15 protein-coding genes are annotated in these 14,885 nt (G+C 46.3%); all 15 read left to right on the top strand.

Translation table 11 applies throughout. From position 1 onward, the window contains the following. Positions 1–65 precede the first annotated feature (65 nt). The 15 genes from ric (at position 66) to NSS94_RS17255 (ending at position 14,883) form a co-directional block, all read left to right on the top strand. The gene (gene ric, locus NSS94_RS17325) at positions 66–785 is read left to right on the top strand and encodes an iron-sulfur cluster repair di-iron protein (protein WP_029515518.1); all 720 of its coding nucleotides are present in this window, start codon (positions 66–68) and stop codon (positions 783–785) included. A 29-nt stretch (positions 786–814) separates the two neighbouring features. Continuing rightward, complete coding sequence (gene modA / locus NSS94_RS17320; RefSeq protein ID WP_341039750.1) at positions 815–1,669, top strand: molybdate ABC transporter substrate-binding protein; 855 nt, start codon at positions 815–817, stop codon at positions 1,667–1,669. Continuing rightward, a complete protein-coding gene (gene modB, locus NSS94_RS17315; protein ID WP_341039749.1) occupies positions 1,666–2,343 on the top strand; it encodes a molybdate ABC transporter permease subunit in 678 nt (225 codons plus the stop codon). The genes modA and modB overlap by 4 nt, the downstream gene beginning before the upstream one ends. A gap of 198 nt (positions 2,344–2,541) precedes the next feature. Next, positions 2,542–6,216 carry a nitrate reductase subunit alpha gene (locus NSS94_RS17310; RefSeq protein WP_341039748.1) on the top strand — a complete coding sequence of 1,225 codons (3,675 nt, stop codon included), beginning with the start codon at positions 2,542–2,544 and terminating at the stop codon, positions 6,214–6,216. After that, the gene (narH, locus tag NSS94_RS17305; RefSeq protein WP_028542275.1) at positions 6,206–7,783 is read left to right on the top strand and encodes a nitrate reductase subunit beta; all 1,578 of its coding nucleotides are present in this window, start codon (positions 6,206–6,208) and stop codon (positions 7,781–7,783) included. Before NSS94_RS17310 ends, narH begins: the two co-directional genes overlap by 11 nt. Then, positions 7,776–8,342, top strand: coding sequence for a nitrate reductase molybdenum cofactor assembly chaperone (narJ, locus tag NSS94_RS17300; protein ID WP_029515514.1), 567 nt, complete (start codon positions 7,776–7,778; stop codon positions 8,340–8,342). Before narH ends, narJ begins: the two co-directional genes overlap by 8 nt. Continuing rightward, positions 8,342–9,025, top strand: a complete 684-nt coding sequence (gene narI / locus NSS94_RS17295; RefSeq protein ID WP_029515513.1) for a respiratory nitrate reductase subunit gamma — start codon at positions 8,342–8,344, stop codon at positions 9,023–9,025. Before narJ ends, narI begins: the two co-directional genes overlap by 1 nt. A 45-nt stretch (positions 9,026–9,070) precedes the next feature. Next, positions 9,071–9,523, top strand: a complete 453-nt coding sequence (locus tag NSS94_RS17290) for a GAF domain-containing protein (protein WP_029515512.1) — start codon at positions 9,071–9,073, stop codon at positions 9,521–9,523. Continuing rightward, entirely contained in the window at positions 9,524–10,588 is a 1,065-nt protein-coding gene (locus NSS94_RS17285) for a PAS domain-containing sensor histidine kinase (RefSeq protein WP_029515511.1), read from the top strand. Positions 10,589–10,595: 7 nt separating this feature from the next. Then, positions 10,596–11,243 carry a response regulator transcription factor gene (locus NSS94_RS17280; RefSeq protein ID WP_023989699.1) on the top strand — a complete coding sequence of 216 codons (648 nt, stop codon included), beginning with the start codon at positions 10,596–10,598 and terminating at the stop codon, positions 11,241–11,243. A gap of 22 nt (positions 11,244–11,265) precedes the next feature. Continuing rightward, on the top strand, positions 11,266–11,796 hold the full coding sequence (locus tag NSS94_RS17275; protein ID WP_029515510.1) for a hemerythrin domain-containing protein: 531 nt from the start codon (positions 11,266–11,268) through the stop codon (positions 11,794–11,796). A gap of 166 nt (positions 11,797–11,962) precedes the next feature. Continuing rightward, complete coding sequence (locus NSS94_RS17270; RefSeq protein ID WP_029515509.1) at positions 11,963–13,117, top strand: nitrate/nitrite transporter; 1,155 nt, start codon at positions 11,963–11,965, stop codon at positions 13,115–13,117. After that, positions 13,110–14,129 (top strand): ThiF family adenylyltransferase, encoded by a 1,020-nt coding sequence (locus NSS94_RS17265; protein ID WP_069010503.1) that lies wholly within the window; start codon positions 13,110–13,112, stop codon positions 14,127–14,129. Before NSS94_RS17270 ends, NSS94_RS17265 begins: the two co-directional genes overlap by 8 nt. Positions 14,130–14,213: 84 nt before the next feature. Continuing rightward, positions 14,214–14,657, top strand: a complete 444-nt coding sequence (locus NSS94_RS17260; protein WP_318627437.1) for a molybdenum cofactor biosynthesis protein MoaE — start codon at positions 14,214–14,216, stop codon at positions 14,655–14,657. Further along, positions 14,650–14,883 (top strand): MoaD/ThiS family protein, encoded by a 234-nt coding sequence (locus tag NSS94_RS17255; RefSeq protein WP_029515506.1) that lies wholly within the window; start codon positions 14,650–14,652, stop codon positions 14,881–14,883. Before NSS94_RS17260 ends, NSS94_RS17255 begins: the two co-directional genes overlap by 8 nt. Positions 14,884–14,885: the final 2 nt, after the last annotated feature.

Below are 14,885 nucleotides of genomic sequence, written 5' to 3'. Positions count from 1 at the left end.
CAGCTTTAAGGGAGACGTAGAATGAAAGTTAAGTATAAAATCGAAGTAAGATGGAGGAATGGAAGATGAGCCAGTTAACGGAAGAAACATGGGTGGCGGACATTGTGAAAGCAGTACCCAAAACGGGAGATCTGTTCCGCAAACTGAGGATTGATTTCTGCTGTGGAGGGAAAATATCGCTCCGTGAAGCAGCAGCCAATCAAGGTCTCCACGCTGGTGAACTGCTGACGCAGATACATGAAGTGGAAGAAAAGCAGGCACAGCATAAGCAAATGCAACCTCCTTCACTCGAACCCAAAGAACTAATCGCCTATATTCAAAATGAGTATCATACGAAGCTTCGGGAAGAACTATCGGCGTTAACGCCGTATGTAACCAAACTAACGCGGGTTCATGGCGAACGTTATCCGCATCTAAAGCGAGTTAATGAACTGTTCACCTTGCTTAAACAGGAAATATCGGAACATATTCAATATGAGGAGGACCTTGTGTTTCCGATGATTGAAGCATTTTTACAAGAATCAACAATGGAACGAGCAGATGAGTTAAATCCAATTTTGTCCAAGTTGCAAAACGAACATCAAACGGTGGTGGAATTCCTGAAGGAAATGCGCTTGATCACAAATGGCTTTGAGCCGATGCAGGAAGCTTGTGGTACGCACCGACTCGTATTGAAACGGTTAGAAGACCTGGAAGCAGATATTTTTAATCATATTCTTCTTGAAAATTGTACATTGATCGAACGTACGAAACAGGCACAGCTAATAGCAAAACCCATTAATTAATGATGAACTAACATGAGGAGCCGAACCAATTGCATAAATTAATTAAAAGTAGCACTGTTTTCGTTTTGGTTATTTCCATCATTTTATTACTTTCAGGGTGCGGTGCGGGGCAACAATCAGCTTCAAATGGTAGCAGCACGGCCCAGAACAACGAGGCCTCCAGCCAGGATTCTTCGAAAAAGGCTGAAACTGTTGAGCTTACCATATCCGCAGCTGCAAGTTTAACGGATGCGCTCAAAGAAATTCAGCATTCATACGAATTAACCCATACAGGCATCCAATTGAATTTTAACTTCGGTGGCTCTGGTGCGTTGGAAAAACAAATTGAGCAAGGAGCGCCGTCGGATTTGTTTCTGTCCGCTTCGAAGAAAAACTTGAAGTCTCTCGTAGATCAGCAGTTAATAGAGAGTAATAAACAAAAAACATGGCTGACGAATGAATTGGTCGCGGTTATCCCAGCAGATGGGACGATGAACATTGCGAGTGTAACCGATTTAACAAAAAGAGAAGTGAAGAAAGTTGTGATCGGAATTCCTGAAAGTGTTCCTGCAGGCAACTACGCACAGGAAGCGCTGACGAAAGCGAAGCTTTGGGACACGTTACAGAGCAAGCTGGTTCAAGCAAAAGACGTTAGACAAGTGCTGCAATATGTGGAAACTGGGAATGCTGATGTCGGATTTGTATATAAAACAGATGCATTAACTTCACAAAAGGCAAAAATCGCCTTTGCGGTGGATTCCAAAACCTATTCACCTGTTGAGTATCCAATCGGGATTATCAAAGGTTCAAAGCACATTCAAGAAGCCGAAGACTTTTATGCATACCTACAATCACAAGAATCTCTGAATATTATGGCTAAGTATGGATTTACCATACCGAAGTGAGCATGCAAGATATAGATTGGAATGAATATTGGCCTCCTATCCGCTTATCGTTGCAGGTTGCACTGTTATCCAGCGTTCTAGTAATCATATTAGGTTTGCTTGTGGCATGGTCCATGTCACGGTTAGGTTTATTTAAAGGGAAAACGGTTGTTGAAACTGTGCTTATGCTGCCCTTGGTACTCCCACCGACGGTTGTTGGTTTTTTACTACTAATATTACTAGGACGAAAAAGCGGGTTCGGACGTTTTGTGGAGCAATCGTTTGGAGAACCTATTATATTCTCGTGGTGGGCTGGGGTTATAGCAGCGGTGGTAGTGGCTTTTCCTCTTGTCTATCGGACACTGAAAATGGGATTGTCTTCTGTTGACCAGGACTTGGAAAACGCGGGACGTTCGATGGGTGCAAGTGAATGGCAGGTTTTCCGGTATATCACCTTTCCTTTAATTTTCCCTTCTTTTAAAGCTGCCTTTATACTCGGTTTTGCCCGCGGCCTGGGCGAATTTGGTGCTACGTTGATGATTGCCGGAAATATTCCGGGTAAAACACAAACGATTCCGACGGCCATTTATATTGCGGTGGATTCTGGGCATCTTCCTATGGCCTGGGCCTGGACGTGCTCTATCATACTCATTTCTTTTATCATGCTCCTGTTAACGGGCCAAAAGAACAATTAATCTCTTCATATAAGCTTCCCTTTAGCAGGGGGAGGCTTTTTTGTATCTTTCGATAGAACGAGGGATTTCCTGTAGCGCTATAGGACATTCCCTAATGGGAACAGCGATGAATGAATTACATAATGAGAGTAAGCGAATGAACCTTCCCATGGAACTTGCGTTGGGATGATTTATTCTAAAAAGGAGTGTTGGTCATCGATGAAAAAAAAATACAACCTCAACTTTTTTAAACCGATCGAAAGCTATTCGGGAAATTGGTCAATCCTTGAGGAAAAAAATAGAGAATGGGAAAACGTGTACCGACAGCGTTGGTCTCACGACAAAGTGGTTCGGACGACTCACGGAGTGAACTGCACGGGTTCCTGTAGTTGGAAGGTTTTTGTGAAAAACGGCATCATTACTTGGGAAAATCAACAGATCGATTATCCTTCCTGCGGTGTAGATATGCCAGAATTTGAACCGCGGGGATGCCCGCGTGGCGCTACATTTTCCTGGTATGAATACAGTCCATTACGTGTGAAATACCCTTATATGCGCGGTAAGCTGTTGCGGCTTTGGCAGGCTGCCATCCAGGAACATGCCAATCCGGTGGAAGCATGGGCAAGCATTGTGGAAGATCCGGAGAAAGCCAAGCTCTACAAAGCAGCTCGCGGAAAAGGCGGTCATGTCCGTGTCGCTTGGGACGATGTGCTGCGTCTGATCTCGGCGCAACTCATCTATACCATTCGTAAGTATGGTCCTGACCGGATCGCGGGCTTTACGCCAATACCGGCGATGTCAATGATAAGCTACGCTTCAGGAGCCAGATTCATTTCGCTTATTGGTGGACAGATGTTGAGTTTCTATGACTGGTATGCCGACCTTCCGCCTTCATCTCCTCAAATTTGGGGTGAGCAGACGGATGTACCGGAATCTTCTGATTGGTACAATGCGGGTTACCTGATCATGTGGGGATCGAATGTACCACTTACCCGGACGCCAGACGCTCATTTTATGACGGAAGTACGTTATAAGGGGACAAAAGTTGTATCAGTGGCTCCCGACTTGGCGGAGAATGTGAAGTTCGCTGACAACTGGCTTGCACCACATCCGGGTACAGATGCTGCTGTAGCCCAGGCTATGACACATGTTATTCTGGATGAGTTTTACAAAGAGCGCCAAGAACCGATGTTTATTAACTATGCCAAACAATATACAGATATGCCGTTTATGATTCTGCTTGATCCGCACGAGGGAGCCTGGAAAGGTGGACGTTTCCTACGGGCGAGTGACCTTGGAGATGCTTCGCAGCATGCGGACTGGAAGCCAGTCATATATGACGAAGCAGCGGGGGAAATGCTGGTTCCGAACGGTACGATGGGACAGCGCTGGGAGCAGGATAAGAAATGGAACCTGATTCTGGAGCGGGAAGACGGAACAAAAGTTGAGCCCGCACTCACTGTGGAAGGTCATGGCGAGCAATGGGAAGAAATCGTATTTCCTTATTTTGATAACGCGGGTAATGGAACATTCAAACGTGTAATTCCGGCCAAAAAAGTACGCTTGGCAGATGGCTCGGAACGTTACGTAGCAACCGTGTACGATTTGATGATGAGCCAGTACGGTGTCGCACGCAATGACAGCTCTCATAACGCCAAGAATTATTACGACGAAGCTTCGCATTATACCCCTGCCTGGCAGGAGAAGATCACAGGTGTGAAGGCGTCTGTTGTGGTACAGATTGCTCGGGAATTTGCTCAAAATGCTATCGATACCAAAGGGCGCTCCATGATTATTATGGGTGCGGGTATCAACCACTGGTTCAATAGTGACACCATCTATCGGTCCATCTTGAACCTTGTCGTGTTGACGGCTTCCCAAGGTGTAAACGGTGGAGGCTGGGCGCATTATGTGGGTCAAGAAAAGCTCCGCCCAATCGAAGGCTGGTCAACGATTGCCTTTGCAAAAGACTGGCAAGGAGCAGCTCGACAGCAAAATGCTACATCGTTTTTCTACTTTGCAACAGAGCAGTGGCGTTACGAAGAAAGTGGAACAGACACTTTGAAGTCACCGACTGGCGGGGATGTCAGTTACAGACATCCAGCAGACTACAACGTGCTCGCAGCGCGTCTGGGTTGGCTACCTTCTTATCCACAGTTTAATAAAAATAGTCTGTTGTTCGCCGAAGAGGCAGCGCAATTAGGCAAAAAGTCCAACGAGGACATCATTAAACATTCTGTGGAAGAGATTAAATCACGTAAGACACGCTTCGCTGTAGAAGATCCTGGGGCAGCCGAGAACTTCCCGCGTTCACTCTTTGTTTGGCGGTCCAATCTGATTTCCAGTTCGGCAAAGGGACAAGAGTATTTCATGAAGCATTTACTCGGAGCATCTGATGCCCTGCTTGCCCGGCCGAACGAGGAGCAGAAACCGGAGGAAATCGTTTGGAGAGAAGATGTAGAAGGAAAGCTTGATCTGATGGTTGCACTTGATTTCCGGATGACGACAACCCCATTGTACGCGGATATCGTGCTTCCGGCGGCAACCTGGTACGAGAAAACGGATTTGTCGTCAACCGATATGCATCCTTTCGTACACCCGTTTAATCCGGCCGTTAATCCACTGTGGGAATCTCGTGCAGACTGGGATATTTACCGCCAGCTTTCCGAAGTCTTTTCTAATATGGCGAAAGAGTACCTGCCAGGTATATATAAAGACCTTGTGACCGCGCCGCTCGCACACGACAGTGTGGGTGAAATTTCACAGCCGATGGGTCTTGTAAAGGATTGGACGAAGGGTGAGATTGAAGCGACCCCGGGTAAAACCATGCCGAATTTCAGCATCATCGAACGTGACTATACTAAAATTCACGATAAATTTATCTCACTCGGTCCGAATTTGACTACTGGGAAAGCAGGTGCGCATGGCGTCAGCTTCTCCGTAGCAGAAGAATATGAGGAAATGAAAAAGTTGAACGGAGTTTATTACGATGAGTCCATTAAAGACGGACTGCCAAAAATCCAGACAGCTCGCCAAGTGGCCAATGCAATTCTTCATCTTTCATCCGCGACTAATGGACGGGTGTCGCAAAAGGCTTATGAGCAGGCAGAAGAGCTTCACGGTGTTGAACTTAAAGACATCTCGGCTGATCGGGCAGCGGAAAGAATCACTTTCCAAAGTATCACGGCACAGCCTCGGGAAGTTATACCGACACCAGTATTCACTGGATCGAACAAGAAGGGACGCCGCTATTCACCATTTACAACGAATATTGAACGTCTCGTTCCGTTTCGTACTTTGACGGGAAGACAGCATTTCTATATTGATCATGAGATTTTCCAACAATTTGGAGAATCATTGCCGATCTACAAACCGACGTTGCCACCGATGGTGTTCGGTCCTCGGGATCGGGAAATAAAAGGCGGACAAGATTCACTCGTGCTTCGCTATCTGACACCGCACGGTAAATGGAATATTCACTCCACCTACCAGGATAACCAGCACATGCTTACGCTGTTTCGTGGAGGTCCTACCGTATGGATCAACAATGAAGACGCAGAGGCGCACGATCTTGCTGACAATGACTGGGTAGAGGTATACAACCGTAATGGCGTCGTAACCGCCCGGGCCGTTGTCAGCCATCGGATGCCAAGAGGGACTATGTTCATGTACCATGCTCAGGATAAGCACATTCAAGTGCCAGGCTCTGAAATCACGGATACACGCGGCGGTAGTCATAACGCACCAACAAGAATTCATCTCAAACCAACCCAGATGGTCGGTGGATATGCTCAGCTTAGTTATGGATTCAACTATTATGGTCCAATCGGCAACCAGCGTGATGTGTACGTTGCGGTACGTAAAATGAAGGAGGTTAACTGGCTTGAAGATTAAAGCTCAAATTGCCATGGTCATGAACCTGGATAAATGTATTGGCTGCCATACGTGCAGCGTGACATGTAAAACAACCTGGACGAACCGCAAAGGTGCGGAGTATATGTGGTTTAACAATGTGGAGACTAAACCCGGTATCGGTTATCCGAAGCGCTGGGAAGACCAGGAATTATATAAAGGCGGCTGGCAGCTCCGCAAAGGGAAATTGGAACTGAAGTCAGGCAACAAGCTGTCCAAAATAGCACTGGGTAAGATTTTTTACAATCCAGACATGCCAGAAATGAAAGATTATTATGAGCCCTGGACTTACAATTACGAGCAACTGACCAACGCCGGTGAACAGAAGCATTCACCTGTGGCACGCGCGCACTCTGCGGTAACGGGTGAAAAAATGGATTTGGAGTGGGGTCCAAACTGGGAAGATGACCTGGCGGGTGCGCATGTAACCGGTCCGCTTGATCCAAATATTCAGAAAATCGAAGAAGAGATTAAATTTAACTTTGAGAAGTCGTTCATGGTTTATCTCCCACGGCTTTGCGAACATTGTTTAAATCCGAGCTGTGTCGCGTCCTGTCCTTCAGGTGCTATGTACAAACGGGACGAGGACGGAATTGTGCTCGTGGATCAGGAAGCATGTCGCGGCTGGCGGTATTGCATGACGGGCTGTCCATACAAAAAAGTGTACTTTAACTGGCAGACGAACAAAGCGGAAAAATGTACCTTCTGTTTCCCACGTGTGGAAGCAGGCCTGCCGACAGTCTGCTCCGAGACATGTACAGGACGAATTCGCTACCTCGGTGTTATGCTGTATGACGCGGATCGGGTTCTTGAGGCCGCTTCTACGCAGGACGAGAAAGAGCTTTATAAGGCGCAGTGTGACCTGTTCATGGATCCTAGTGATCCGGCAGTGATCGCTCAAGCGAGAAAAGACGGCATCTCGGAGGACTGGATTGAAGCAGCGCAGAACTCGCCGGTCTACAAGCTTGCCATTGAGCACAAGCTGGCATTCCCGCTTCATCCGGAATATCGTACATTACCTATGGTCTGGTATGTTCCACCACTTAGCCCGATCATGAATTACTTTGAAGGGAAAGACTCGATTGAGAATCCCGATATGATTTTTCCGGCTATCGAAGAAATGCGTACCCCTATTCAGTACCTTGCCAATATGCTGACGGCGGGCGACACCCAAACCGTGAAGGAATCCTTGCAAAGAATGGCTATGATGCGCTCCTATATGCGTGCTCAATCCACAGGACAATCTTTTGATGAAAGCCGTCTTGAGCGCATTGGCATGACACCTCGGCAGACTGAGCAGATGTATCGGCTTCTGGCGATTGCCAAGTATGAGGATCGTTTCGTCATTCCAACGTCGCATAAAGAAGGATATTCGAATCCGTACCGGGCTCAAGGATCTGCGGGTTACGGCGATACCATGGGAAATATGGGTTCAGGATCTGGATGTGACGGCTGTAGTATGGCAAGTTCAATGGGGATGGAAGAGCCTTTGAAAACGGGAAAAGAAATGTATGAAGAAAACTTCTACGGGGGTATTTGGCGTGATTAATGTAGCGAAGCTGTATGAATGCAAGCCATCATTCGGGTTTTTCGCCCAACAACTCATGTACCCGGAAAAGCTGGATTTTCATCCGGCTTTTCTGGAAGCATCGTTTGATCCAAACCATCCGGCATATACGTATGCGAACACCTACTGGTCCCTTATGCAAGAGTTCAGTATGGAAGAGATTCAGGAAATGTATACAGAAACCTTTGATTTTCAAAAAAATTGTGCACTATATATGACTTACTTCAAATTCGAAGATGCAAAAGAACGGGGACAAATGTTGGTCAAGTTAAAGGTGCTATACGAGATGTATGGTCTTGAAATGCCAGATGGTGAGCTGCCAGATTACCTTCCGCTCATGTGTGAATTTCTGTATGCCGCCGAATGGTCGCAAGATCCGAAGACGACAGAAAACTTCCGCATGCCAATCGCGATCCTGGAAGACGGCACATATCATTTACTTAAAGCGCTGGAGAAAATGGAAAGCCCGTATTTTCATCTGGTCAAGGGACTGCGCGAAACGCTTAAAGCATGCGTAGAACAGGAGGCAGCTGCGCAATGATGATGCTAGAGCAGTTTTTATGGGTTATTTTCCCTTATATGTGTGTGGTCGTCTTTATTGTAGGGCATATTTTCCGCTACAGAAATGATCAGTTCAATTGGACAGCGAAATCAAGTGAGTTTATTGAAAAGAAACAATTGATGATCGGAAGTCTCTTATTCCACCTGGGTATTATCCCGGTTATTATGGGTCATGTATCCGGTCTGGGCATACCCAAAACCTGGATGCATGCACTGGGTGTAAACGATCATCTATATCATATTGGAGCAGTTTATATTGGTGGAATATTTGGAGCGATGACGTTCCTCGGTATGTTGATTCTTACCTCTCGTCGATTTACAATACGCAATGTGCGCCATTTAAGTACGGCGTCTGATTTGATAGTAAACGTATTGCTTTTGGCCATTGTATGCATGGGGATGTTTGCGACTCTCGTAACGAATGCGGTACAGCCAGAATTCGATTATCGAGAGACGATCTCAATCTGGTTCCGCGGTTTATTCGTATTCCGTGTCGACCCGACACTGATGAGAGACGTACCGATGTCCTTCAAGCTTCATATTCTTATGGCCTTTGCGATTTTTGCATTCTGGCCGTTTACCCGGCTTGTACATGTGTGGAGTGTTCCGTTGAATTATGTGCGCAGAAGTTATATCCTTTACAGAAGACATAAATCGAATTAGGAAAGCGGGCTCTGCCTTCTTTCCTAATTCTATTAGGAGAGAGCGATGAATAATAGGATGGATTATCAAAGGGAGCTTGAGCGAATACGCGAACATTTCGGTTATGATTTCATGGCGCTTGCTCTGGTTGAACCGGCCGAATATCAATACGTAATTAAATGGAAAAATGCAGCCGGTAATTTAAATGATCGCTTTAAGCGAATTGTACTGCAATCCGGAAAGGGCATAGCAGGAGTCGTGTTCAAAACTGGGAAATCCGTTTTCATTCCATCTGTTCATCAATATGTGGGGGCAGACAACCTGTTTAACTACCCGATCGTTCAATCCGAGAAACTCAAGAGTCTCGGGGCTGTTCCCCTATGGAATGATGCTCGCGTCGCGGGCGTACTGCTTGGTGGATTTCGGGAAGAACTGCTGATGACCGCAGCCATGATGCGTGATTTGGAAGCTTTGGCGCATAGGGGATTTGGAGAGTTGAACGGGAAGGAAGTGATGTAATTGACATTATCTGTAGGGACTGGCTCTTTGAATGCGCTAATGGTGAAGTTGTTTGAGAACAGTACAGAAGCCATTTTCTTTTTTGATGGGCAAGGGAACACCCTAGCTATGAACCCGGCAGCGGAGGAGATTGTGAGCGATGACGTCCTCATTCAACTCTATGAAGGGAAGGAAAAAGCTTTGTGTGGAACATGCAGGGGCTATACAAGCGAAACGGAGCCCCGTACCTGCCTTGATTGTTATTTCAATATGCCAGAATCCAAGGATTTCGCTTCTTTTCAGGTATATCTGGAAACAAAGAGCAACGGAATGATCCCCTATGCCGCTTCTTTTCACACCATTGATTCTGAACATGGAACAAGGGTGTTGATGTTGAGGGACTTGACTCCGCAATTTCAGACGCAGGAAAAATTGTATCAAAACAAAATGATGAAGCATGTCATTGAAGCGCAGGAAAATGAGCGTAAACGGCTTTCCAGGGAACTGCACGACAGCGTCGCCCAGGAATTGATGAGTGCGGTTGTTGAGCTGCGGGTGTTAAAATACATGACGAATGATGAACAGCTCATCAAAAACATGAAGCAGACTGAAGCATCCATGACGCGATTGCTGGATGATATCCGCAACCTGTCTGTGGAACTACGCCCCGCCACACTTGATGATTTTGGGCTTGAAGCGGCATTTCGTTCCCACTTTAAGAGGGTTGAACAAAGCTTTGGTCTTGTCGTTGAATTTGTGTCGGATCTTCCCCAAAAGCGATACGGAAGTGAAAAGGAAACGGTCATTTACCGTGTCTGCCAAGAGGCTGTTCTCAATGCCTTAAAATATGCCCAGGTAGACATGGTTAAAGTTTCTTTGACTGAGCACGATCATACGCTTCGTTTGACTGTAGAGGACGATGGAATTGGCTTTGAAAAGGGGAGCCAGCCTATTGGAACGGGATTAGGTTTATATGGCATGCAGGAGCGAGCAGAGCTGGTAGGCGGAAGTTTTGGCGTCCTATCAAATGTGGGTCAGGGAACCAAGGTCTTTTTGCAAATTCCGATTGGCCAAGAGGAGGAATAGAGACTTGATCAAAATTGTGTTAGCGGATGACCATGCTATTGTACGAAGCGGATTTTCCATGATTTTGAACTTCCAATCGGATATGGAGGTTGTCGGAACGGCTGCGGATGGCATTGAAGCGTATACGATGGTAGCTAAATATCGTCCAGATATTCTAATCATGGACCTCAGCATGCCCCCAGGCGAAAGTGGATTGATCGCCACAGGCAAGATTAAAGAAGACCACCCTGATACTAAAATTCTGATTTTGACCATGCATGACGATGAAGAATATCTTTTTCATATTTTAAAGAATGGTGCTTCAGGATACGTTTTGAAAAATGCTCCAGATGAGGAGCTATTACTTGCCATACGAACCATTCATGGGGGTGGGACTTATATCCATCCTAAAATGGCTACTTCTCTCGTTCGTGAGTTCATCAAAAAAGATACAACGTCACAATCAGAAGATCCTTATGAGATCCTGTCCAAGCGGGAACTGGAGATTCTGCCTCTGGTCGCAAAAGGTTACGGTAACAAGGAAGTTGCGGAAAAGCTGTTCATCTCTGTCAAGACGGTGGAAGCAAATAAAGCGAAGATCATGGAAAAATTGAATTTAAGAAGCCGGCCTGAACTGGTCCAATATGCATTAAAGAAAAAAATGCTGGATTTTTAGCCGATGAATGGAGGAAATCCGCGTGCTGGAAAATGAGAAACTGCGCTTTTCCAAACCTGCCATGCGTATTCTTGAAAATGAGCATCGATATCTAACATATCTGATGGATGAATGGCATGCCATTGTATTGTGGTTTGAGCAGCACAGAATACTAGATTTGGAAGAAGGCCGCAAGCAACTGGAAAAACTGAGAATGCAGATTCTCGACTTTAGGGTACCCCTCAAGAAACATACCGAAAAGGAAGAAGAACACTTCTTTTCTATGCTAGGAACCTACATTGGTTTTGAGCAGGGACCGCTCGTCGGTATACAGGAGGAGCACCGTGAAATAGAGGGCTATATCGATCATTTTCTTCATCAGACGGAGGGCGATTTGAGTTTGCTCACGCTTGATGACATTCAAGAGGCAGCCAAGAACGCGGGAGAGGCCTTTGAAGTGCTGACTGTACATTTTATAAAAGAAGAAACTGTACTTTTTCCTATGGCAGAGCAACAGATCAATCGGAATGATCTAACCAAGTTATGTGACAAATTAAATACACTTATCTCTTAAAAAGACCAAGCCGCTTCCTATAGAAGCGGCTTTTTTATATTTTCAGGGAGTCCCCTGTCGGGTAAAGGGGAGTCCCCTATATTCGAACAGATCGGCTAGCGGCTACAATGGGGACAGAAATTCAATTTAATAATTCGACAGAAAAAACGTTGAAAAGGTGAGTTAAATGATTAGAAAAATGCAGTTACCGTTACAAACATTGAACTTGATTCTTGGATTCATGGTATGGGTTATCATTTCTTCGCTTATGCCGTTCATTACGGAGGATATTGCTATTCCGCCCGGAAAATTGGCCATGGTCACGGCGATTCCGGTCGTGCTTGGTTCGATTCTGCGCATCCCGCTTGGTTATTATGCCAACATCTTCGGAGCAAGAATCGTTTTTCTCGTTAGCTTTATTTTGCTTTTGTTTCCCGTCTACTATATCAGTGAAGCTTCTACGATGACGGATTTAATTATTGGTGGCTTGTTCCTTGGGATTGGAGGAGCTGTGTTCTCGGTTGGGGTGACTTCGCTGCCGAAGTATTATCCAAAGGAAAAGCATGGGTTTGTAAATGGAATGTATGGTATAGGAAACTTGGGAACAGCCGTCACTACCTTCTCGGCCCCTATTGTGGCTACCCAAATCGGCTGGGCCCCTACAGTGAAGCTGTATCTCATTCTGCTGCTTGTTTTTATCGTTTTGAATTTCTTCTTTGGGGATCGTCATGAAGCTAAAGTGAAGACGCCCATTATGGAGCAGATCAAAGGGGTTTATAAAAATGAGAAGCTTTGGTTTTTCTCGCTCTTTTATTTTATTACATTTGGCTCATTTGTAGCGTTCACGGTGTACTTGCCGAATTTCCTGGTATCAAATTTTGAACTGACCAAAGTGGATGCAGGGATGCGTACAGCTGGCTTTATTGCGATTGCTACTTTCTTCCGCCCTATCGGTGGCTGGCTGGCGGATCGGTTTCAGCCTCTGTTCCTGCTGGTAGGCACGTTCTCTGTTTATACGGTCGCTGCGATTCTTTTGGCTTTTTCACCAGGGATCACCCTTTATACAGTAGGCTGCTTGGCGATCGCTGTATGTGCTGGAGTAGGGAATGGCGTCATCTTCAAGCTAGTTCCATTTTATTTTAATAAACAAGCAGGTATAGTTAACGGAATTGTATCCATGATGGGCGGTCTCGGTGGCTTTTTCCCTCCGATCTTGTTGTCGACGATTCATGCCGCTACTGGCCATTACTCCATTGGATTCATGCTGCTCTCCCAAGTGGCGCTGGCTAGCCTGATCCTCGTCATATGGCTGTATTATCAAGGGACACAATCTAATGAATGAGCGTTATTCCAGACAGATCTTATTTAGACCCATTGGTGGCGAAGGGCAGCGTAATCTATCCGCTGCTGTCGTCACCATTATCGGTTGCGGGGCACTGGGTTCTGCCATCGCCGAAACACTGGTAAGAGCGGGCGTTGGGGAGCTCCATCTTGTTGACAGGGATTACGTAGAGATGTCGAATCTGCAACGTCAGCAGCTGTTCACGGAGCAGGACGCCGCGGAAATGCAGCCCAAGGTTATGGCAGCCGAAAAAAGGCTGAAAGCCATACGAGAAGACGTGCGCTTGCACACATATCTCGATAATTTAGATGCTGAGCTTGTTCTAGAACTTGCCAGCAAGAGTATATTACTGATGGATGCTACGGACAATTTCGAAACTCGTCTGCTGATCAACGATGCTGCACTGAAGGCAGGAATTCCATGGATTTATGGAGCCTGTGTTGGAAGCACAGGCGTTGTTTTTCCATTCGTGCCGGGCGAGTCAGCTTGTTTACGCTGCCTTCTGCCATCCCTGCCTGCGATCAATCAGACCTGCGATACGGCTGGAATCATCTCACCCGCAGTCCAGGTGACAGCCGCCCTCCAATGTGCAGAAGCCATGAAGTGGCTGAGCGGCGGACGTGATAAGATGCGTCGCAAGGTTCATCTATTTGATCTATGGGAGAACACGCAGATGGACATAGGGATTTCCCGCATCCGTAACCAAGATTGTCCAGCCTGTGGAGAACATCCTACGTTTCCTGCACTGACAGCATCACGTCGCTCGGCGTATGCTGCTCTGTGCGGACGGAACGTGGTACAGGTTCTTCCAGACCCACAACGTCCGATCACGCTCGATGATGCAGAAAAAATGGGCAGGCTTATAGCAGATCGTGTAAAAAGAACCCCTTATTTCGTTGAATTTTATGCTTTTAAGCATCGAATGATTTTATTCAAAAACGGAAGGCTTCTCATACACGGTGTACGGAGTGTTGCCAACGGTCAAAAACTATATCATCAGCTGTTCGGTTAAATGAGATATAGATACAAAAAGCAGAAATATTTAAAGAGTCTGTCACCGGAGAGTGGATTGTCCGGGGGCTGGAAGGTGGAAAAGATGAGTGTATTTGAAATCGTGACGGAGCCCATTATCCCGCAGGCTTATGCGGATTATGTCCTAAGGCCGGAAGCAGGAGCGGTGACTATTTTTACAGGGCACGTACGAGAATGGACTCAAGGCGTACGGACCTTATACCTTGCTTATGAGGCCTATGTCCCCATGGCCCAAAAAAAACTCACAGAGATTGGTCGCGAAATCGAACAGAAATGGGAAGGGACGCGAGTGGCAATCGCGCACCGCATTGGCGAGCTTCAAATCGGTGATATCGCCGTTGTCATTGCCGTTTCTTCACCTCACCGTTCGGATGCGTATAAGGCAAATGAATACGCGATCGAACGAATTAAAGAAATAGTTCCTATTTGGAAACGAGAGATTTGGGAAGGTGGAACGCAGTGGGTCGGAGATCAAAAGAAAAAGCCGGGGGAGATCAGTCATGATTAAGCTGTACTACTTTGCGGGACTCCGTGAGGTGACGGGAAAAACAGAAGAATTGGCAGATTTGGCGGGCCAAACGGTAGGCGATTTATCCAATTGGATAACAGATCAATATCCAGATATGCCGATCGAGTCTGTGCGAATTGCGATAAACGAGGAGTATGCGTTGTCTACGGATGTATTACAGGATGGAGACATTGCAGCCTTCATTCCCCCAGTCAGCGGTGGCTAATA

It is taken from the genome of Paenibacillus sp. FSL L8-0644 (assembly GCF_038008165.1).
In the GTDB taxonomy this organism is placed as follows: Bacteria; Bacillota; Bacilli; order Paenibacillales; family Paenibacillaceae; genus Paenibacillus; species Paenibacillus polymyxa_D.
Note: the sequence above shows the minus strand (reverse complement) of the source record. Positions and strands in the feature narration are given on the sequence as shown.